Genomic DNA, 20556 nt, shown 5'->3' on the forward strand with positions numbered 1-20556 from the left:
GTGGACGGCCGCGACGTGCATCCATGCGCAACACCTCTTCTGCTAGAAGGTGTTGCGACCACCCCTTGAACCCAGGCGCGTGGGACTGACGCTTTTCGCACTCTCGCGCCTGCCAACACGCGCCCGCAACCTAGTGCCCGCGCGCGATCCACTCCTCAAGGTGCGGCGCTTCTCCGCCGACGGTGGTTGCCTCGCCGTGGCCAGTGTGCACGCGGGTCGCGGCCGGGAGAGTGAGGATGCGTTCGCGCAGGGAGCGGATGATCGTCGGGAAGTCGGAGAACGATCGCCCAGTGGCGCCCGGTCCGCCGGAGAACAGCGTGTCGCCGGAGAACAGGGTGTGCGCCTCGGGCAGGTAGAGGCAGATCGATCCCGGCGAGTGGCCGGGGGTACGGATGACCTCGAGCTCGGTACCGGCGATCGCGACGCGTTGCTCGTCCTCGAGCTCGCGGTAGGGCTCCTCTGGGTGGGTCATGCGCCATAGCGGATCGTCGCCGGGATGCAGCAGGATGGGCGCGTCGAGCCGCTGGGAAAGCTCGGGAGCGACGGTGACGTGGTCGTTGTGCCCGTGGGTGCAGATCACCGCCCGTACGTGCCGCCCGTCCACGGCGTCAATGATGGGCGCGGCCTGATGCGCCGCATCGATGATGATCACCTCATCGTCATCCCCGACGAGCCAGATGTTGTTGTCGACGTCCCACGCGCCACCGTCGAGCTCGAAGGTGCCGGAGGTGGAGAGGTGGTCGATGCGCAGCGTGCCGCTCACAGGATCACCACCGAACGAAGCACGGCACCCTCGTGCATGGTGCGGAAGGCCTTCTCGACGGCATCGAGGCCGATGCGCTCGGTGACGAACTTCTCCAGCGGCAGGCGCCCTTGCAGGTGCAGGTCCACGAGCATGGGGAAGTCGCGCTCGGGCAAGCAGTCGCCGTACCAGGAGGACTTGAGCGCGCCCCCGTGGGAGAAGAAGTCGAGCAGCGGCATCTCGAGCCGCATGTCGGGCGTGGGCACGCCGACGAGCACCACCGTCCCGGCGAGATCGCGCGCGTAGAAGGCTTGCTTCCATGTCTCGGGCCGGCCCACGGCGTCGATGACGACGTCCGTGCCGAAGCCGCCGGTGAGCTCCTGCACGGCCGCCACGACATCGGTGGAGCTCGCATTGATCGCGTCGGTGGCGCCGAGGTCGCGCGCCCAGGCGAGCTTCTGCTCATCGCGGTCCACGGCGATGATGGTGCGCGCACCAGCGAGGCGGGCGCCCATGATCGCGGCATCCCCCACACCGCCGCATCCGATGACAGCGACGGTATCGCCACGTGCGACTCCGCCGGTGTTGACTGCCGCGCCAATCCCGGCCATCACCCCGCAGCCGAGCAGTCCCACGACGGCGGGGTCGGCAGCGGGATCCACCTTGGTGCATTGACCGGCGTGGACGAGCGTCTTGTCGGCGAACGCGCCGATACCGAGCGCAGGGGTCAGCTCGGTGCCGTCGAGAAGCGTCATGCGCTGCTCGGCATTGAAGGTGTCGAAGCAGTACTGGGGGCGGCCGCGCTTGCAGGCCCGGCACTGGCCACAGACCGCGCGCCAGTTGAGGACCACGAAGTCACCGGGGGCGACGGACTCCACGCCCTCCCCGACGCTCTCGACGGTGCCAGCGGCCTCGTGGCCGAGAAGGAAGGGGAACTCGTCGTTGATCCCGCCATCCCGGTAGGTCAGATCGGTGTGGCATACCCCGCACGCCGCGATGTCGACGACGACCTCGCCCGGGCCTGGGTCGGGGATGGTTATATCGACGAGCTCCACGGGGGCGCCCTGCTCGCGGGCGATCACGCCCCGCACCTGTTGCGGCATGGTCATTCACTTCCTTCCACCGGCGTCGCATTCATGCGCATGAATGCATGGCCCCCACGCTAGCCGCATCGACTGGTCCCGGCGACAATCCTCGGCCCCAGGCGCGGCCCATGCCCATGAGAGTGCGAAATACGACACCTTTCGGCGCGAACCCTGTCGTTCTTCGCACACTCGCGCTGTCGGCCACTCGCCAGCGCCCTAGCCAGCCGCCTGCCCGCGCGTGATCCGGTAGTGCCGCTCGTCGGGCGTGGTGAGCATCGCGGTCATGGTCTTGCGGTCGAACGGCCACAGGTCGATGGTGCCGTCCTCGTTCTGGTACCAGGAGTTGCAGCCTCCGGTGTTCCAGATGGTCGGTCCGATGGCCTCGCGCACCTGCTCGTTGAACTCACGGGTGGCCTCCTCGGTGGGCTCGGCTGCGGTCAGCTCGCCGTCGCGGAACCGCTGGATGAACTGCAGGATGTACCGGGAGGTCAGCTCCGCGGTGTACTGCAGGGAGATCGATCCGATGGGAGAGTTTGGCCCGAGCATGGTGAAGAAGTTCGGGAATCCCGGCATGGCGGTCATGCGGTAGGCGCGTGGCCCTTTCGCCCATGCCTCGTCGAGGGTGATGCCGTCGCGTCCGGTCAGCTGCATGGGGCGCATGTAGTGGTGGGCCTCGAAGCCGGTGGCGAGGATGATGACGTCGAACTCGTGCTCGACGCCATCGGTGGTGAGGATCGACGTCTCGGTGACGCGGTCGATGCCGGTGCTGACGATGGCCACGTTGGGCTGCTGCACGGCCTTGTAGTAGCTGCCGGAGACGACTTGCCGCTTGCAGAGCGGCTCGTACTCGGGCGTGAGGGCCGCCCGCAGCGCGGGGTCGCGGACGCTGCGCAGGTGCAGGCGCGCCAGGGATTGCACGAGGCGGCGCCGCCAGCTCGGCCGGGTGGTGATGTCGGCGAGGATGCCCGAGGCCCACAGCGCGGTGCTGTAGACGCGGCGGTTGGCCGAGGGGACGCGGGCGAGCGCCTTGCTGATCACAGCGGCCTGGCGGAGCGCGGTGGGGCCCCACAGCACCCATTGGGGGGTGCGCGCGAACTGGGTGACCTGCCGCGCCTCGGGCTGCAGCGCCGAGACCACTTGCACCCCGGTCGATCCGGTACCGATGACGGCGACCCGCTGGCCGCGCGTGGTGACGGTGTCATCCCATCGCGCGGTGTGCACAACGGGCCCGCCGAACGTGTCGAGCCCGTCGATAGCGGGGATGCTGGGGTGGTGCAGGGTGCCCGTGGCGGCGATGAGGAAATCGCACGCGTAGCGCTCCCCGCTGTCGGTCTCCACGACCCACCCGGGATCGGTATAGCGCGCCGAGATGACTGTAGTGCCGGTGCGGATGCGGGGGCCGAGGCCGAACTGCTCGACCACGTCGCGGTGGTACTGCTGGATCTGTGGGCCGGTGGCGAAGACGCGCTTCCAGTCCGGCTTGGGGGCGAACGAGTATTGGTACAAGTGGGAGGGCACGTCGCAGGTCAGTCCGGGGTAGCGGTTCCAGTGCCACACTCCCCCGACGTCGGTGCCCTTCTCGAGGATGACGAAGTCGTCGATCCCGGCCTGGCGCAGGGTGGTGCCCATGGCGATGCCGGACATTCCGGCACCGATGATCACGGCAAGCACGCGGTGCGTCATCGAAGCTCCTCCATTCTGGTGACGCGCTGCGGAAGCGTCTCGAGAGCGTGCTCGAAGACTGCTTCGCGACGCCGGTGGTCCATGAAGTTGCCGCCCATCGCGGCGAGATCGTCCACGGTGGCATCGAGGACGACGACGCGGGTTCCTTCCTCCTCGAGCCGGGTGATCTCGGCGCGCAGGCCACGGGTCATGCCGCGCCGCAGCAGCCGGTCCTCGCCACGACCGAGCAGGCCGGGCGCTCGATCCCCCGAGAGGGAGGCCATGGGCGCGATCACGATGGCTTCGTCGACCCTGGTGCCCGCTGGATCGCTTGCGAGCAGGTCAACCGAGGCAGTGGAGGCAGCCCCGCCATCGATGTAGCGCTTGCCGTGGATCTCGACGGGCGGGTACCAGCCGGGGATGGCCCACGAGGCTTGCAGCGCCTGATCGATGGCCGCGGACGGGCTACCCGGCGCACCGAAGGCGACGCGCTTGCCGGTGTCGTAGTCCATGGCAACGAGTCGTAGCCCGGCATGGTCGGGCCAGCTAGCGCGAGGGTTGAGGGAGATGGCGAGTCGCTCGAGCCAGGCTGGATCGCCACTGCCACGAGGCGCGATGCCCGACAGTCCCGCGAGCCCGCGAGCTCGGCGCAGCAGCCCGGGAGAGCCGAGTCCTGCGCGCGGCATGGGCGGGAATCGGCCAGGCGCGTCAGCCAGATGGGCGCGCAGTCGAGCGTCGCGGGTGGTTCCGAGCTGCATCGCGACGAGGTCGTCAACACTGATGCCACTGCCGAGCATGGTGGCGAGCTCCGCGCCCGCTGACGTTCCCTGGATGATGTCGGCGGTGCGGGGGTCCCACTCGAGGTGGTCAGCGAGCGCCTTGAGCGCGGCGATGATCCAGGCTCCGCCGAGGGTTCCGCCACAGCCGAGAACGAGCGCGCGCCTCTTCGATGTGCTCATTCGTGGCCTCCGAGCTGGCTGGCGACGCGATCCTCGTAGGGGCGCCGGGCGTGATGGTCGAGCTGGTCGAGGGCGCGCCTGTCGTTGATGAGCGCGCGGCCGATCCGCTCGAACGGCTCGGGGACGAGGGCATTCATCAGTGCCACGGCGGGGTGGACGAAGCGAGGCACGGAGACCTCGGCGGCACGGGTCCGGACGGTACGGACGATCTGTCCGGCCACGTCCTCGGGGTCCACGGTGGGCAGTGCTCCGCCAAGGCGGGCACCGGACGAGAGCTCCGTGCGCACGGCACTGGGCATGACGCAGCTGAAGCTGACGCCGGTGCGGGCGTTCTCGGCACGCAGCGCCGTCGAGAGGCCTACCGCGGCGAACTTGCTGGCGTTGTACATGGCCATGCCGGGAATCGGCAGCTTGCCCGCCATCGAGGCGACGGTGACGATGTGGCCGCGGCGGCGCTCGAGCATGCCGGGCAGGACAGCGCGCGTGCCGTGGGCGGGGCCGTGCACGTTGACGTCCATCATGAGGCGCGAGAGCTCCTCGGGCTGTTCGAGGAACGGCCCGAGGGGCATGATTCCAGCGTTGTTGACGAGCACATCGATCGCACCACTGCGCGCGGTGACCGCAGCAATGAAGTCGCTCCAGGACTCGGGGCTGGTGACGTCGAGGGGCGCGGCGTGGGTGTTGTCCAGGGAGGCAGCGGTCTCCTCGGCGAGGCTGGCGTCGATGTCGCCGATCCAGACAGTGGCACCGCGCTCGCTGAAGGCGCGGGCGGTGGCGGCGCCGATGCCGCGTGCTCCGCCGGTGACGATGACGGTGGCGCTGTGCAGGGGTATCCCGGGGTAGCGAGGCATGGGGAAGCTCCGATCCAGATACACGACGTTTCTCACTTCTTCCGAGTGAGAGTACAGAGCGTTTCTAGATTGTCAATGCGTTGCCGGTGGGGCCTGAGTGGTGGCGGCAGTGGAGAGGCATGACGCGTGCCACCGGTGTCGCTGGCGACGGTGGGGCGGCGGCCCCGGCGCGGCAGCCCCGCCTCAGTGGAAACTTCTCCCCCTCCCAGCGGGAAAAGTTTCCACTCCACACGCTGATACCGCCGGAACGAGGCGCGATCACCCCAGCTCGAACGACGTGACCCCGAAGATCCGCTGCAACGGCAAGCCCGGATCCGGGCCCCGATACATCCGGCCGGTCTCGAACACCACCTCCATGCCCCGTTCGCGCGCTAGCCGCGCCGCGGCACCATTGGGCTCTGGCGCGTCCAGGAACACCAGCACTCCGCCACCCGCGCACGCAACGAGGTCCTCGAGAAGCTCCTCAGCGAGGTCCGTCGAATCCGCGAACAGCGGCCCCACCTTCCAGCCCTCGAGGCAACGCCGGATCGTTCCCGAGGCCACCACCTCGCCATCGACCACGATGAACCGGCTATGCGAATCCGGCAGTGACCACCACGCCGCGAGGAAGGCCCGGCGATCCGCGGGGAAATGCCGCCGGTCATAGGCGATGAGAGCACCGTGCGCGGCGTTCGTGACCGAATGTGCCCGCACGGAAGGCCGTCCCTCGAGGACCCCACCATGACGGAACGAGGAGAACGCGCGCACGAAGCCGGAGCGCGCGTAGGCCTCCTGCTGCTCGACCACCGCGTCCAGGCCCACTGTTCGCACGTCCGCGAGCGCCTCCATCGCCTCGCCCCACAACCGGTAGCCGAGGCCACGGCCCCGCCAGCGCGGGCTCACGATATAGAAGCCGATGAACCCGAGCTCCGAGCCGTAGCGCACCGCGGAAATCGTGGCAATCAGCTCGTCGCCCCACCACGCGCCGCGAAAGCCGGATGGATCCGCAGCAGCGAACGCGTCGGCATCATGCAGGCCGGGGTTCCAGCCCTCCTCGGCCGCCCACTCCACAGCCGTCCCCACACCGCGGACGTCCAGGAACCCGCTGGCATACTCGTCCATCCGACCTCCCGCCATCCGCGCCGCGCTTCCTAGAATATTGCCGCATCGCCGCGCGCGACAAGGCCCCGGAACCGGCCATCACCACGCACTAGACTGATGTTCAACCAACCAGGACGGCGCCGACCAGGACCGCGCCGACCAAGAATGCGCCGACCAAGAATGCGAAGGGAGCATCGTGCCCGAGAGCCGGCAACGCTCCCTCGTCCCCGACGAGTTCGACGGCCACCTCCCCCGCCACCGGCACAACCTCACGCGCGAGCAGGTCAAGCAGAGCCAATCGGCGCGGATCATCAACGCGGCCATCGAGCTGTTCGCCTCCCGTGGCTACGCTGCCACCACTGTTCTCGACATCGTCAAGCGCGCCGGCGTATCCCGCAAGACGTTCTACGAGCTATTCGACACCAAGGAAGCCGTCATCGTCGCCGCCTACAGCGCCTTCGATACCTTCCTCCGCGACGCCGGCATGACGGCGAGCAATAACGCGCTCTCCTCGCCGCAGGAACTGCGCGAGCTCGTTCGAGCACTGCTCACCCTCCTCGGCGCCTATCCCGCCGGGGCACGCATGTTCTTCCTCGAGGTCCTCGGTGCGGGCGATGATGTACGCCGGCGCCGTGCTGCCGCGATCACTCAGTTCACCGCGATGCTCGACCAACCACTGCAACACTTGCGCGGGAGACTCGCCCCCGCCCTGCCGCGCCTGGACCTCATCGTCGTGCGCGGCATCGTTGGCGGTGTCATGGAAATGATCGTTGATCACCTCGTTCATCACGAGCCCGGCACCATCGCCGACCTCACCGACGACGTCACCCACCTCATTCTGGGAGTCACCGCGCCTACTTTCGACGCGCTTCGCTAGGGCACCCGGAACCCGGCCTCAGCCATCACTTGCTGCCCGGCCTCCCCCGTGAGCATGTCCACGAACTCCCGGGCGGCCTGGTTCTCTGCGTGTTCGAGCACCGCCACCGGGTAGGTATTCGCGGCTGACTCGGCCTCGGGAAATGCTATTGCGGAAACCGCGCCCCCAACAGCAGCAGCGTCGGTGACATAGACGAGCCCAGCATCCGCCTGGCCGGACGTCACCTTGGCGAGCACGCCCGCCACCGACGATTCCTCGCTGACGGGGCTGAGGGTGATTCCCGCATCCTCGGTGGCCGTCTCCGCGGCAGCTCCGCACGGCACCTGTGGCGCGCAGGTCACGACCAGCAACGCCGGATCAGCGAGGTCAGCGAGCGACTCGATGGCTTTCGGGTTACCCGGCGCGGCGATGATCGTCAGCACGTTCGCGGCAAAGGGAACCGGCTCCCCGGTGATGAGGCCGGCGTCCACGACCTTTTGCATGTTGGCCTCGTTCGCGGAGGCGAACACGTCCGCGGGGGCGCCCGCGATCAGCTGGGCCGCGAGATCCGAGGAGCCTGCGAAGCTTAGCTCGACATCGATTCCAGGATTCTGGGCCTCGAAGGCCGCGGCGAGCTCGGTGAACGACGAATGCAGGGACGCGGCCGCGAATACCGTGACCCGGTCCCCGGTTCCGGCCTGCTCCGCGCATCCGCTGATGCCCATCGCCACGCACGCGAGCGAACCCGCCAGTACTCGTCTCACACTGCCCACTTTCCGCAGAAACGGAACCATATGCTGATTTTCTCCGTGCATGCGCCACAATAGCCCGCTGCAGCTAGGATCGTCCGTGTGGTGGCAGTCAGAATCCGGCAAGCGGCAGAGCTCCTCGGCGTCAGCGACGACACCGTGCGACGCTGGATCGACAGCGGCACCCTCGAGAGCCGCAAGGACCGATCAGGACGCAAAGTGATAGACGGACCGGCGCTCGCGGAGTTCGCGCGATCGCACGCCGCGGCCCCCACCGATCCGATCGGCATCGGCAGCTCCGCGCGCAACCGGCTTACCGGCCTCGTCACCCGCGTCACCTCCGACACCGTCATGTCGCAGGTGGAGATGCAATGCGGACCATTCACCATCGTGTCCCTGATGAGCACTGAGTCCGTCCATGAGCTTGGGCTCGAACCGGGCAGCATCGCGGTGGCCGTCGTCAAGGCAACAACCGTGATCGTGGAGACACCGCGCCCGTGATGCCACGTTGGATCATCATTCCTGCTACGGCGGGAGCGCTCTTCATCCTCGTTCCCGTCATCGCGCTCGCCAGCGTCGTCGAGTGGCCCCGGTTCATCAGCCTCATCACCTCCGAGTCCTCGCTCGCCGCGCTGGGCCTGAGCCTGCGCACCGCCACCGCGAGCACCGTGCTGTGCCTCATCCTCGGCACCCCGATGGCGCTCGTCCTGGCACGCGGCTCGTTCCCCGGGCTGCGCCTGGTCCGGGCCCTGATCCTGCTGCCTCTGGTCCTTCCCCCGGTCGTGGGGGGAATCGCGCTGCTCTATGCGTTCGGCCGCCAGGGACTCCTCGGCGAGCACCTCGAGGCACTCGGGATACGCATCGCTTTCACCACCACCGCCGTCGTGCTCGCGCAAACATTTGTCGCCATGCCATTCCTCGTGCTCAGCCTCGAGGGCGCCCTGCGAACCGCAGGAACCCGCTACGAGGCCATCGCCTCGACGCTCGGCGCCCGCCCCACCACGGTGCTGCGCCGCGTGACCATCCCGCTCGTCCTGCCCGGGCTGCTCTCCGGCACCGTGCTGGCGTTCGCGCGGGCGCTCGGCGAGTTCGGCGCCACCCTCACCTTCGCTGGCAGCCTGCAAGGAGTAACCCGCACCCTGCCGCTGGAGATCTACCTGCAGCGCGAGACCGATCCCGATGCGGCGGTAGCGCTTTCGCTGGTCCTCGTCGCCGTCGCCGTCGTGATCGTGGCGTCGGTCTACCGTCGCGGACGGCCATCATGACGAGCCTGCGCGCGCGGGTGAGCGATCCGGCCCGCGGCGTCGAGGCCGAGCTCAATGTCGCAGCGGGAACAGTGACGGCGATCCTCGGGCCAAACGGGGCTGGCAAATCGACGCTGCTCAACTCGATCGCCGGGCTGCACCAACCGTCGGTTTCCCACATCGAGCTGGGCGGCCGGATCCTCGACGGTGTTCCGCCGCATCGGCGCCGCATCGCGTTGCTCGCGCAGCAGCCACTGTTGTTCCCGCACATGACGGTGATCGACAATGTCGCTTTCGCACCTCGCAGCACTGGTTCGAACCGGTCCGGGTCACGCGGGATCGCCGCCCGGTGGCTCGAGGAAGTCGATGCGCTGGATCTCGCCGCGCGCAGGCCCAGGCAGCTCTCCGGCGGCCAGGCACAACGGATCGCCGTGGCCCGGGCGCTCGCTGCCGATCCGGAACTGCTGCTGCTCGATGAACCCATGGCCGCGCTCGACGTCGCGGCGGCACCAGCGTTGCGATCACTGCTGCGCAGGGTCCTCCGCGAAGCACGGCGCACAGCGATCCTTGTCACCCACGACCCGCTCGACGCGCTAGGCCTCGCTGACCGAGCGATCATCGTCGACAACGGCCGCATCGTCGAGGACGGCAGCGTCCACACCGTTCTCTCGCACCCCCGCAGCAGCTTCGGAGCGCGCATCGCGGGCGTCAATATCTGTTTCGGCCGCGTCAGCGAGCCCGGATGCCTGCGCACTGCGACAGGCCAGCATGTCTACGGGATCGCGGCGGAATCGCTACCCGCCGGAAGCCAAGCGGTAGCCGTGTTCTCTCCATCGGCGGTCGCGGTCTACACCCAGCTGCCCCACGGCAGCCCCCGGAACCACTTCACCGTCACAGTCGCTGGGCATGAGCATCGCGGCGACCTCATCCGCATCACCGGCCACGACACCAACGAGCAACCCGGCCTGATGGCCGACATCACGCCCACCGCCGCGACCGAGCTCGATCTCGCGCCCGGCGTGGAAGTCCAGCTCGTGGTCAAAGCGACCGAGACACGGATCTATCCGGCTTGAGCGGCTGGGATTGAAAGTGGGGCGGGCGGGGCTCGAACCCGCGACCAGCGGATTATGAGTCCGCGGCTCTAACCGACTGAGCTACCGCCCCTCGAAGGCAGACTTACCTTACACAACGAATCAGGCCCCTCAGTGCATTGAGGGGCCTGATGGCGTGCTCCTCCGGCTGGACTCGAACCAGCAACCGTCCGATTAACAGTCGGATGCTCTGCCAATTGAGCTACGGAGGACCGTTCATTGCCTGCTTGCAGGCCTTGACGACAATAGCGCATCGGGGGGCGGTTGCGCCAACCGGTTCGTGATTCAGTCGATGAGCTGCGAAGTTGTGTCCCGACCGGATTATGGCCTCTCGCTAGGGCAAGATGGGGGCGGTCGGATGAACGAGCAACGGGAGCCTCGGGAGGCTTGGCGGATGATTGGTGTTGTTGTAGGCGTGGCTGCCGGCTATGTGCTGGGTACTCGAGCGGGACGCGAGCGGTACGAGCAGCTCAACCGGGTCGCGCGCACCATCGCGACGAGCCCCGCGACCAAGAAGGCTGTCGCAGTGGGACGCCAGAAGCTCTCCGAGGCGCTCTCGACCGCGCCCCAGCTCGAGCGCGTCGCGGAGATCGACGAGACCACCTCGGTCTATGCCCCGCAGGGTTCCCCGCGAGCTCAGTAGCCGCTGATGGCGGGGTCGGCGTCGCCCACGGCCTTGGTCAGCAGGCTGCGCCGGTACTCCTCGAGCGCCACGAGGTCGCCGAACAGGCCGTGGTAGGCGTCAGGGTCCTCGGTGGGTGACATGCGTTGCAGCCGGGACTTGAGCTCGGCGATCTGGCCGCCGACCCACACTTCCTGGAGCCGGGCGAGAACGCCGCCGATGTAGCGGGGCACGGCGTCCTCGTCGACGGGCATGTTCTCGATGGCAAGCTCGGAGACGAGCCGGATGTAGGGAGTGTCGAGGCTGGCGGTCACCGCGGTGATCCAGTCCGCTCCACTGATCCCGGCAGTGGTGCCGCCCGCGTTGAGGATTGCTTCGTGAACTGTGTGGTAGGCGGGGTGGGTGAAGGTCTCGTCGGGCAGCGCGGCGAAGATCGTTCCCGCGATGGCGGGGTATTGCAGCGCGGCCTTGAGCGCTTCCCGCTCGGGCCAGAGGGCGGGGTCGCGCGGGGCTGGCATGCGCGGGGCGGCGGGAGCGCTCGTGGCCTCCTCCGGACCAGGCGCCTTGGTCCGCTTGTCCTGGTGGCTGGTGGTCGTTGTCGTGGCCGTGGAGCGGGCGTGCTGTGCTTCCTCGCGCACGCGCTTGCGGACCTGCGCCACCTTGTCCCAGCCGACCCATTCGGCGAGCTGCCGGGCGTAGTCATCGCGCAGAGCGCTGTCCTTGATGCGCGCGACGATGGGCACGGTGCGCCGCAGCGCCTCGACGCGGCCCTCGGGGGTGTCGAGATCATGCTCGGCGAGGATGGATTGCACGGCGAACGCGAACATCGGTGTGCGCTGGGCGATGAGATCCCGGACGGCGGCATCACCACGTTCCTTGCGCAGGTCGCAGGGGTCCATTCCATCGGGGGCGATGGCGACGAAGGTCCGGCCGGTGATCTTCTGGTCGCCGTCGAACGCCTTGAGGGCGGCGTTGCGGCCAGCCTCGTCGCCGTCGAAGGTGAAGATCATCTCGCCGCGGAAGTAGTCGTCGTCCATCAGCAGGCGCCGCAGCACCGAGGTGTGCTCGTCGCCGAACGCGGTGCCGCAGGCCGCGACGGCGGTGGTGATGCCCGCGAGGTGCAGCGCCATCACGTCGGTGTAGCCCTCGACGATCACTGCCTGGTGCTGGCGGGCGATGTCGCGCTTGGCGAGATCGAGCCCGAACAGGACGTTGGACTTCTTGTAGAGCATCGTCTCGGGGGTGTTCAGGTACTTGGCCTGGGGGTCGTCCTCGAAGATCTTGCGCGCGCCGAAACCGATGACGTCGCCGGAGAGGTTGCGGATGGGCCACACGAGGCGCCGGTGGAACCGGTCCATGGGTCCGCGCTTGCCCTCGCGGGACAGTCCCGCCGCCTCGAGCTCCTTGAACTCGAAGCCATTGCGCAGCAGGTGCTTGGTGAGGGTGTCCCAGCCCGATGGCGCGTACCCGCACCCGAAGCGTCCCGCCGCGGCCTGGTCGAAATCGCGCTCGGCGAGGTAGCGGCGGGCGGTCTCGGCCTCCGGGGAGAGCAGCTGCTGCTCGTAGAACTCCTGCGCGGCGGCGTTGGCGGCGACCAGGCGGGCGCGGGTGCCACGGTCGCGCTGCACGGAGGTGCCGCCGCCCTCGTAGCTGATGCGGTAGCCGACCCGGTCAGCGAGCTGCTCGACGGCCTCGGCGAAACTGACGTGCTCGATCTTCTGCAGGAACGAGTAGACATCGCCGCCCTCGCCGCAGCCGAAGCAGTGGAAGTGCCCGTGGCTGGGGCGCACATGGAACGACGGGGTCTTCTCGTCGTGGAACGGGCACAGTCCCTTCATCGACGATCCGACGCGACGGAGGGACACGTACTCGCCGATCAGCTCGTCGATCGCGATGCGCTCGCGGATCGCCGCGATGTCTCTGTCAGGGATACGGCCAGCCACGCGACGAGTGTACGGCCCGGCGCGCGGATTGCCGACCGCGCGCTGCTAGCCCCAGGCCGCCTGTGCGCCGCGGCTGGACTTGTCGACCCGCTCGAGCCGGTGCTCGGTGTAGGAGGCGATCTGGTCGACGATGACGCGCATCCTGGCGGCGTCGTCGGCCGCGTTGTCCCAGGCCGGGACGAACAGCGCATCGAGGCCCACGGGCGCGGTGTGCAGGAGGTACTGGGCGACGCGGTGGATGCGATCGCGCTCGCGCTCCTGCCCGGCCCGGTGCTGCGGATTGGTCATCACATAGCGCAGGGCCATTGTCTTGAGCAGGATCACCTCTGCCTCCACGACGGGCGGGATCCGCAGGCCGCTGGCATAGCGGCCGATGGGCCCGTCCGCCGCGGCCGAGCGCGTGGCGAGGATCGCGGCGGAGGCGAAACGTCCCACGAGCTCGCTGGTCATGGTCTTCATCGCGACCGAGCTGCCGAGCGTGCCGTCATACTTGCCGACCGCCTCGACCACTGGCAGTGCCGCGAGCCGGTTGGCGGCCTCCACGAGCACAGCGGGGTCGGCGAACCCGAACTCGCGGCACCCGACCTCGGCGAGGTCACGCTGCTCGGTGGGGTCGGTGAGCGCCCGCAGGTCCAGCCTGCCCTCGATCACGCCGTCCTCGACGTCATGCACCGAGTAGGCGACGTCATCGGACCAGTCCATGATCTGTGCCTCGAGGGCGCGCTCGGCACCAGGAGCGCCATCGCGCAGCCAGGCCAGGGTCGCGGCATCGTCATCGTAGGCACCGAACTTCCGGGAGCCACCCGGGGCGGACGAGGCTGTCCAGGGATACTTCGTCGCCGCGTCGAGCGAGGCCCGCGTCAGGTTGAGGCCCACGCTGCGCCCCTCCTCATCGAGCACCTTCGGCTCGAGGCGGGCAAGGATGCGGAGGCTCTGGGCATTGCCCTCGAATCCGCCGCAACCCTCAGCGACCTCCTCGAGGGCCCGCTCGCCGTTGTGCCCGTAGGGGGGATGACCGAGATCATGCGCGAGGCCCGCGAGATCACAGAGGTCCGGGTCGGCACCGAGCCCATCGGCGATGCTGCGTCCGATCTGCGCGACCTCCATCGAATGGGTCAAGCGGGTGCGCGGCGTATCGCCCTCCCCCGGGCCCACCACCTGTGTCTTGTCGGCGAGGCGGCGCAGCGCCGCGGAATGCAGTACCCGCGCGCGGTCGCGGCTGAACTGTCCCCGGTGCGTCGAGGTTGCCCCGGGCAGGGCGGAGCGCTTCGGCGCCTCGTCGACCCTGCGCTCGAGGTCATGGTCGGCATAGATGTAACGGCGTTGCGTCATGATGCACCGTCCTCGGTCTCGGGGAGCTCGCGCTCCTACAGGCTGGGCGCGTACGGCAGGTCCAGCGAAGAGTGCGTCACCTGGTAGTAGAGCAGGGCCGCGGTCTCTCGCGCTATTCCCTTGACCTGGGACTCGCGGGTCCACACGGCAGGACCGGATCGTACCGGGGCCGTGGTCGCGTCGAGCCCGGCGTCGTTGGCCATGATGCGGGTGCGCAGGCTGTGCCAGGGGTCGGTGGTGATGATGATCGAGCCGAGGCCACGCTCGACGAGCTCGCGGGCGACAGCATCGACGCTCTTGAGGGTGTCGCTGCCCTCCTCCACGGCAAGGACATGGGCTGCGGGGATGTCCTGCTCGATCAGGTAGTCGCGACCGGCCCCGGCCTCGGTGAACGCATCGCCCTCGAGCTTTCCGCCGACAGTGACGATGAGCGGCGCTGCACCCTCGCGGTACAACGATGCCGCCTGATCAAGACGAGCCTGGAACACATCGGTGGGAACGCCGTTGTACTGGGCCGCGCCGAGGACGACGATCGCATCAGCGGGCCCGGTGTCGGTCGTCCGGGCTACCTGCCACACCCGCCCCGCGGTGCCGAGCACGACGACCAGCGCGATCAGGATTGCCCCGATCACGATCCGACCGATCCACCGTAGGATCACTGTCGCGTTCCTCCTGCCTCGCCACCATGCCAGCGCGCCCGCTGCGGGGTCCGCGTCCACCAGTGTGCCAGCTTGCACGGTCCGCGGAGAGTGACGTCCTTCACCCGTCAGGCATATCGACTAGATTCAACGCCATGCATCGCCCGCGCCCTGCCGTCCGCACAGGTCCTCGCCGCACAGCATGGGCTGCGCTGCTCGCCCTGCTGCTCGTGATCGCCCCGGGCGTCGCCCTCGGGCCGGGTCTCTCGATCGCCCATGCCGAGCAACCATTCGAGCTGCGTGATCGCATCACCGACAACGCCGCCGTGCTGACCGCCGAGGAGACAGCCGCGGTGCGGGAGGCGATGAACACGCTCTCCGATACGCGTGGCATCCGGTTGTGGGTGGTGCTCACCGACAGTTTCTCCGGCATCGAGGGCAGCGCCTGGACAGACAGCGTGGCAGAGCTGAGCAGGCTGGGCGACGAGGATGTCCTGCTCGCCGTGGCAGTCGGCGATCGCGACTACTACCTGGACCTGGCGTCGGCACTCACCCGCGTGACCAGCGCGGAGGAGCAGGCGATCGCCCGTGACGATATCGAGCCGCACCTCGCGGCGGACCGGTGGGCCGCCGCGGCGATCGGGGCGGCCAGCGGGCTCGAGCGGGCCGCGGCACCCTCCACCAGCGGCGGCGCGGCGGGACTTGTCATCGTGGTCGGTGTGATCGCGGGCATCGCTGTGCTCGCCGTGCTCCTCGTGCGCCGCCGCAGGTCCAGCGCCAGCCAGCAAGCGGCGCGGCTCGCGGGGCTCGACCTGACCAATCGGGCGATCGTGGCGCAGCAGCCCGTGACAGTCCTCGACCCGCTCTCGCGCACCATGCTCGTCGAGACCGACAACGCCATCAGCTCCAGCGCCGAGGAGCTCGCGCGCGCCGCCGACGAGTTCGGTGACCGTGGCGCCGCGAGCTTCCGCGCCGCCGTGGATGCCGCCAGCAACGATCTCGTGCGAGCATTCCAGCTGCGCCAGCAGCTTGATACCGGCACCGGCATCCCGATGCTGCAGCGCCATGCCATGCTCGTGGATCTCGTGACGCTCTGCGCGCGCGCCGACGCTGCCCTCGACGATCAGGTCGAGGCATTCGACGAGAAGCGTGATCTTCTCGTCCAGGCACCGGACAAGCTCGACGCCGTGGCCCGCGACATCGTCACGATCAGCGTGCGCCTCCCCGAGGCGGAAAAGGCGCTCGCCGCCCTCAAGGAGCAATTCGCCCCCGAGGCACTGGCGTCGATCAACACCAACACCGGCCTCGCCCGTGACCATCTGCAGCTCGCGGAATCAGCAAGCAGCAAGGGCCACGAGGCCCTCGGCCGCGGCGACGCTGAAGGCGCTGTCGCCCAGGTCCGTGCGGCCGAGTCCGCGGTCAGCCACGCCAGCGCCCTGATCGCCGGAGTGGAGAACGCCGAGAACGACATCCGCTCCGCGATCAACAAGCTGCCGGCCGCGATGGCGGATCTCGAGCGCGACATCGCAGCGGCCGATCGCCTCGCCAGTAGCGGCGGCACCCGGCTCGCGGAAGCACGCGCCCGTGCCGAAGCGGCCCTCGCGCACGCGCGCCGCGCCCAGGGCAGTGATCCCCTCGGCAGCATGAAGCACATCGTGCTCGCCGACGATGCCCTCGATGATGTGCTCGACGAGGCCAGCGAGAACGAGCGGCGCCGCCAGCATGCCGCCCGCGCGCTGGCGAACGACCTCGCTGCCGCCCGGGCCAACGTCACTGCGACGCAGGACTACATCTCCACCCGGCGCGGCGCGGTGGGCGCGCAGCCCCGCACCCGCCTCTCCGAGGCCCACCGGCATCTCGCCGAGGCCGAGGCGAAGTCGTCGACCGACCCGATCGCGGCGATCAACCTCGCGCGCGCCGCGATGCAACTGGCCCAGCAAGCCCTCGCCGAGGCCCAGAACGAGGTCCGCACCTGGGAAGGCCAGCAGCAGCGCGCGTTCGGATACACCCCTGGCGGTGGAGCGACGTTCCGGCAGTCCCGCAATCCCGCGACCGGCGCTGTCCTCGGCGGGGTGCTTGGTGGCGCGCTCGCCCACGGGATGCAGAACCGCAGCAAGCCCAGCAGGGCCGCCCGGCCCGCGCGCCGACATGGCCGGGCCGCGCAGACCCGCTCGTTCGGTGGCCCCCGCACTTCCGGGCGGCGCGGCACCGGCGGCCGCTTCTAAGATCGGTGGCACTGATCCGAAGGAGCTTCGTGAACGACACCACCCGAGCACCCTGGCCACCGGAGTGGCCGAGCACCGCACCCCTGGGACGGACGTGGCTTGGCATCATCCTGCTCGGCCTCCTCGCCGCCGCTGCCCTCGGGACAGGAATCGCCGGGCTCGCCGACGGCAAGCTCGTGGTCCTGGCGATCGGCCTGCTCTTCACGACCGCCCTTGGCCTGACAGCCACCTACCTGGTGGTGCGCAGCATCCGCCCCGAGCGCGAGCACCATGACATCGTTGCCACCACCAACCGGGATGGCACCCCGGTGACCCGTATCCGCCAGTCCGCGACCCTTTTCCACCTGCGCACCGCCATCATGAGCGCGCTCGCCCTCGCGTTCGCCATCTCCGCGATCGATCACTACGCCACCACCGGCAGCGAAGGCCTGCTCGGGGTGCTCATCTATGTGCTGCTCGCCGGCTTCTTCGGCTCCTACGTGCTCGCCGCCGCGACCGGAGCGCTCGCCGCCGGGCACCTCGATCTCTCCGCCGGAGGCGTGCATCACCGAGGCTGGAGCTTCGAGTCCACGATGCCCTGGCGCACCCTGCTCGTGGCGCAGCCCGTATTCGAGGATCGGCACCATGGCATCCAGCTGATCGGGGACCCCGGCAAGAAGTGGGAGCACGCCTACACCGTCCGGCTGTGGCGCATCGACCGCGTCGCGGTGGTCCCGATCATCGACCTCGACACCCGCCGCTTCCGGGTTCCGCCGGAAGTGCTGGCTGCCTGCCTCGCGCACTATGCGATCGCCACCGCGGACCGCGACGAGCTAGGCACGGATCGCTCCCTCGCCCGCATTGACCGATGGTGGCCCGCGCCGTGACCAGCCTCACCTCACATCCTGCGCGCCCCGCGCGTCTACCTTGGTGATGTCCACCCGATCGCGCATCGCGCCGCCCTTCGAGAACGTCGTGGAACAGCACGGCCCGATGGTGCTCCGCGTATGCCGTGCCCTGCTCGGCCCTGGCGCCGATGCTGACGATGCCTGGTCCGAGACGTTCCTCTCCGCGCTGCGCGCCTACCCGCAGCTGCCCGCCGACGCCAACACCGAGGCGTGGCTGGTCACCATCGCGCACCGCAAGGCCATCGACGTGGTCCGCTCCCGGCACCGGCGACCCGTCCCCCTCGCAGAGGTGCCCGAGCCGCCACCGCACCATCTACCCGACAGTGCCGACACTGGCATCTGGCAACAGGTCGCCGCGCTGCCACCCCGGCAGCGGCAGGTGCTTGCCTACCGCTACCTCGCCGGGCTCCCCTACTCCGACATCGCCACCATCACCGGCGGAACCGCGGCCGCAGCCCGCCGCGCCGCCGCGGACGGCATCGCCACCCTCCGCCGCACGCTTGCCACCACCGAGGACGTCCGATGAACCAGCCCCCCGAGATGCTGCCCCCGGAGCTCCTGCGAACGCTCTCCGGTACCAGCTCCGCGCACCTCTCCGCGCTCCGCGACCGGCTCGCCCAGCAGGCCGCCCGCGACGAGCTGCTCGACGTCGCCATCTGCACCACCGACACCCCCGTGGGCGAGCTGTTGCTCGCCGCCACACCCGCCGGCCTCGCTCGCATCGCCTTCGCCAGCGAGGACCACGATGCCGTGCTCGAGCGGCTCTCCCGAACGCTCGGCCCGCGCATCCTCACCAGCCCCCGCGTCCTCGACGACGTCCGCCGCGAGCTCGACGAGTTCTTCGACCGCCGTCGCACCACCTTCACGATCCCGCTCGACTGGTCGCTGACCACCGGATTCCGCCGCACCGTGCAGGAATACCTGCCCCATATCGCCTACGGGCGCACCAGCTCCTACAAGGAAGTCGCCGAGGCCGTGGGCAATGCGCGCGCCGTCCGGGCCGTTGGCACCGCGTGCGCCACCAACCCCCTGCCCATCGTGGTGCCCTGCCACCGCGTGCTGCGCAGCGATGGCACTCTTGGTGGCTACCTCGGCGGGCTCGACGCCAAGACCCTCCTGCTGGAGCTCGAGCATGACTGACGAGTTCCCTGACCTGCTCGATACCAGCACCGTCCCCGTCGCGGAGGGTGCCACCTGGCTGCCTGGATGGCTCGCTCCGCACCAGCAGCGATGGCTGGCGAACCAGTTCCGGGCCTGGGCCGAGGGGCCCGTCCCTGTTTCCTCGCCACTGATCCGCGGCAACCGCATGTCCACCCGCATGGTGTGCCTGGGCTGGCACTGGACCCCCACCGGATACCGCCGTCAAGCGATCGACGTCAACGGCCAGCAGGTTCTGCCCGTCCCCGAGTGGGCCATACGCCTCGGCCGGGCTGCCGTCGCCGCCGCCCGCGGCAAGCCCGCTCCCGACTACGAGCCCGACGTCATCCTCGCGAACTACTACTCGGTCGATGCCCGCATGGGCATGCACCAGGACAAGGGCGAGCACGCCCACGCCGCCGTCGTTTCCCTCTCCATCGGGGATACCTGCACCTTCCGGTTCGGCAACACCCGCACCCGTGCTCGCCCCTACGTGGACATCCCGCTCGCCTCCGGGGACGCATTCGTCTTCGAGGGCGCGGCACGGCTCGCCTACCACGGCGTCACCCGCATCCACCCCGGCACCGCCCCGCCGGGCTGCGGCCTCGAGACCGGGCGCATCAACATGACGCTCCGCATGACGGGACTGCCTGGATGAAACCGGCCAACGACCTCGTCCTCGGCCCGGATGGACTCGCCCGCCCGCCGTGGGCCGCCCGCGACGAGTTGCTGCGCGATTACTACGACACCGAATGGGGCGTGCCCGTCACCACCGAGCGGGGCGTGCTCGAGCGGCTCTGCCTCGAAGGCTTCCAGTCGGGCCTGTCCTGGGCGACCATCCTCTGCAAGCGCCCCGCCTTCCGCGAGGCGTTCGCAAGCTTCGAGTCCGAAGCGGTCGCGGGATTCGACCAGCGCGATATAGACCGGCTCATGGGCGACGCGCGGATCGTGCGCAATCGCCGCAAGATCGAGGCCACCATCGCCAATGCCCGCGCCACCCTCGCGCTCCGCGACGATCCCGCGCTCAATTCGCTTGGGAAGCGCCAGGTCCGCGCTCCCCTGCTCGAGCCCGGGCTGCCCATCCTGGTCTGGTCGTTCCAGCCCTCGCGTACCCCCGCGCCGCGCGCTCTCGCCGAGATCCCGACCACTTCGCCCGAGTCCGTGGCACTGAGCCGCGAGCTCAAGCGGCGCGGGTTCCGGTTTGTCGGGCCCACCACGATGCATGCGCTCATGGAGGCGATCGGGGTGATCGATACACATCTCGTGGGCAGCCACCGCCGCGGCAGCTCCGGGGTGTGGCCGGGCTAGGGCTTCCGGTTGGCGGGTGGCTGGGCTTCGGCGGTGGCTGGGCGCCGACCCCGGCAAACGCGATAGAAACCACTCTCGAACCGGCGTGTCACCCCGGCGTGTCGAACAGTTTCCGGTGCGTTTGGCGACGGGAGGGCGAACGCAG

General features: G+C 69.2%; 21 protein-coding genes and 2 tRNA genes. 11 read left to right on the top strand and 12 right to left on the bottom strand.

All coding sequences use genetic code 11. The features are described from left to right. Positions 1–130 precede the first annotated feature (130 nt). The 6 genes from QC765_RS13910 to QC765_RS13935 all read right to left on the bottom strand — a co-directional run bounded on the left by QC765_RS13910 (position 131) and on the right by QC765_RS13935 (position 6400). Positions 131–763, bottom strand: a complete 633-nt coding sequence (locus QC765_RS13910) for an MBL fold metallo-hydrolase (RefSeq protein WP_278315037.1) — start codon at positions 761–763, stop codon at positions 131–133. Further along, positions 760–1845 carry an S-(hydroxymethyl)mycothiol dehydrogenase gene (locus tag QC765_RS13915; RefSeq protein ID WP_278315132.1) on the bottom strand — a complete coding sequence of 362 codons (1086 nt, stop codon included), beginning with the start codon at positions 1843–1845 and terminating at the stop codon, positions 760–762. Before QC765_RS13915 ends, QC765_RS13910 begins: the two co-directional genes overlap by 4 nt. A gap of 198 nt (positions 1846–2043) precedes the next feature. Continuing rightward, a complete protein-coding gene (locus tag QC765_RS13920; protein ID WP_278315038.1) occupies positions 2044–3510 on the bottom strand; it encodes a flavin-containing monooxygenase in 1467 nt (488 codons plus the stop codon). Next, on the bottom strand, positions 3507–4448 hold the full coding sequence (locus QC765_RS13925; RefSeq protein ID WP_278315039.1) for a patatin-like phospholipase family protein: 942 nt from the start codon (positions 4446–4448) through the stop codon (positions 3507–3509). The genes QC765_RS13920 and QC765_RS13925 overlap by 4 nt, the downstream gene beginning before the upstream one ends. Beyond that, positions 4445–5299 (bottom strand): SDR family oxidoreductase, encoded by an 855-nt coding sequence (locus tag QC765_RS13930; protein ID WP_278315040.1) that lies wholly within the window; start codon positions 5297–5299, stop codon positions 4445–4447. Before QC765_RS13930 ends, QC765_RS13925 begins: the two co-directional genes overlap by 4 nt. 258 nt (positions 5300–5557) lie before the next feature. Beyond that, positions 5558–6400 carry a GNAT family N-acetyltransferase gene (locus QC765_RS13935; RefSeq protein WP_278315041.1) on the bottom strand — a complete coding sequence of 281 codons (843 nt, stop codon included), beginning with the start codon at positions 6398–6400 and terminating at the stop codon, positions 5558–5560. A gap of 175 nt (positions 6401–6575) precedes the next feature. On the opposite strand from QC765_RS13935, the gene QC765_RS13940 reads away from it, so the two are divergent. Continuing rightward, on the top strand, positions 6576–7256 hold the full coding sequence (locus QC765_RS13940) for a TetR/AcrR family transcriptional regulator (protein ID WP_278315042.1): 681 nt from the start codon (positions 6576–6578) through the stop codon (positions 7254–7256). Here the strand turns inward: QC765_RS13940 and modA are convergent. Further along, positions 7253–8017: a molybdate ABC transporter substrate-binding protein gene (gene modA / locus QC765_RS13945; RefSeq protein ID WP_373876763.1), complete on the bottom strand. Its 765-nt coding sequence runs from the start codon at positions 8015–8017 to the stop codon at positions 7253–7255. The two genes, QC765_RS13940 and modA, sit on opposite strands and share 4 nt — an antisense overlap. A 69-nt stretch (positions 8018–8086) precedes the next feature. Here modA and QC765_RS13950 point away from each other — a divergent pair, with 69 nt between their 5' ends. Genes QC765_RS13950 through QC765_RS13960 form a run of 3 tightly spaced genes read left to right on the top strand, consistent with a single transcriptional unit; the run spans position 8087 to position 10301 of the window. Then, positions 8087–8485 carry a TOBE domain-containing protein gene (locus QC765_RS13950; protein ID WP_278315043.1) on the top strand — a complete coding sequence of 133 codons (399 nt, stop codon included), beginning with the start codon at positions 8087–8089 and terminating at the stop codon, positions 8483–8485. Beyond that, complete coding sequence (locus QC765_RS13955; RefSeq protein WP_278315134.1) at positions 8485–9249, top strand: ABC transporter permease; 765 nt, start codon at positions 8485–8487, stop codon at positions 9247–9249. The genes QC765_RS13950 and QC765_RS13955 overlap by 1 nt, the downstream gene beginning before the upstream one ends. Then, complete coding sequence (locus tag QC765_RS13960) at positions 9246–10301, top strand: sulfate/molybdate ABC transporter ATP-binding protein (RefSeq protein WP_278315044.1); 1056 nt, start codon at positions 9246–9248, stop codon at positions 10299–10301. The genes QC765_RS13955 and QC765_RS13960 overlap by 4 nt, the downstream gene beginning before the upstream one ends. A gap of 17 nt (positions 10302–10318) precedes the next feature. Here the strand turns inward: QC765_RS13960 and QC765_RS13965 are convergent. Both QC765_RS13965 and QC765_RS13970 read right to left on the bottom strand, forming a co-directional pair. Beyond that, positions 10319–10392 (bottom strand) — tRNA-Ile (locus tag QC765_RS13965). Positions 10393–10458: 66 nt separating this feature from the next. Next, a tRNA-Asn gene (locus QC765_RS13970) sits at positions 10459–10531 on the bottom strand. Positions 10532–10713: 182 nt separating this feature from the next. Between QC765_RS13970 and QC765_RS13975 the strand changes: the two genes are divergently transcribed. Beyond that, entirely contained in the window at positions 10714–10962 is a 249-nt protein-coding gene (locus tag QC765_RS13975) for a hypothetical protein (protein WP_278315045.1), read from the top strand. Here the strand turns inward: QC765_RS13975 and dnaG are convergent. From dnaG to QC765_RS13990, 3 genes are read right to left on the bottom strand one after another with little or no spacing between them, the layout of a single operon-like run. Next, on the bottom strand, positions 10956–12884 hold the full coding sequence (gene dnaG / locus QC765_RS13980; RefSeq protein WP_278315046.1) for a DNA primase: 1929 nt from the start codon (positions 12882–12884) through the stop codon (positions 10956–10958). The two genes, QC765_RS13975 and dnaG, sit on opposite strands and share 7 nt — an antisense overlap. 45 nt (positions 12885–12929) lie before the next feature. After that, positions 12930–14216, bottom strand: coding sequence for a deoxyguanosinetriphosphate triphosphohydrolase (locus QC765_RS13985; protein ID WP_278315047.1), 1287 nt, complete (start codon positions 14214–14216; stop codon positions 12930–12932). A gap of 35 nt (positions 14217–14251) precedes the next feature. Continuing rightward, positions 14252–14908, bottom strand: coding sequence for a YdcF family protein (locus QC765_RS13990; protein ID WP_373876764.1), 657 nt, complete (start codon positions 14906–14908; stop codon positions 14252–14254). A gap of 101 nt (positions 14909–15009) precedes the next feature. Here QC765_RS13990 and QC765_RS13995 point away from each other — a divergent pair, with 101 nt between their 5' ends. Genes QC765_RS13995 through QC765_RS14020 form a run of 6 tightly spaced genes read left to right on the top strand, consistent with a single transcriptional unit; the run spans position 15010 to position 20411 of the window. Then, positions 15010–17079, top strand: a complete 2070-nt coding sequence (locus QC765_RS13995) for a TPM domain-containing protein (RefSeq protein WP_278315049.1) — start codon at positions 15010–15012, stop codon at positions 17077–17079. 29 nt (positions 17080–17108) lie between these two features. Further along, positions 17109–17945, top strand: coding sequence for a hypothetical protein (locus QC765_RS14000; protein WP_278315050.1), 837 nt, complete (start codon positions 17109–17111; stop codon positions 17943–17945). Positions 17946–17991: 46 nt separating this feature from the next. Next, the gene (locus QC765_RS14005) at positions 17992–18492 is read left to right on the top strand and encodes an RNA polymerase sigma factor (RefSeq protein ID WP_278315051.1); all 501 of its coding nucleotides are present in this window, start codon (positions 17992–17994) and stop codon (positions 18490–18492) included. Between the two features lie 14 nt (positions 18493–18506). Beyond that, on the top strand, positions 18507–19106 hold the full coding sequence (locus QC765_RS14010; protein WP_373876765.1) for a methylated-DNA--[protein]-cysteine S-methyltransferase: 600 nt from the start codon (positions 18507–18509) through the stop codon (positions 19104–19106). Further along, positions 19099–19761 (top strand): alpha-ketoglutarate-dependent dioxygenase AlkB, encoded by a 663-nt coding sequence (locus QC765_RS14015; protein ID WP_278315053.1) that lies wholly within the window; start codon positions 19099–19101, stop codon positions 19759–19761. Before QC765_RS14010 ends, QC765_RS14015 begins: the two co-directional genes overlap by 8 nt. Beyond that, positions 19758–20411: a DNA-3-methyladenine glycosylase I gene (locus tag QC765_RS14020; protein ID WP_278315054.1), complete on the top strand. Its 654-nt coding sequence runs from the start codon at positions 19758–19760 to the stop codon at positions 20409–20411. The genes QC765_RS14015 and QC765_RS14020 overlap by 4 nt, the downstream gene beginning before the upstream one ends. Positions 20412–20556: the final 145 nt, after the last annotated feature.

Origin of the sequence: Hoyosella levis (genome assembly GCF_026008515.1) — a bacterium.
Classification (GTDB): Bacteria; Actinomycetota; Actinomycetes; order Mycobacteriales; family Mycobacteriaceae; genus Lolliginicoccus; species Lolliginicoccus levis.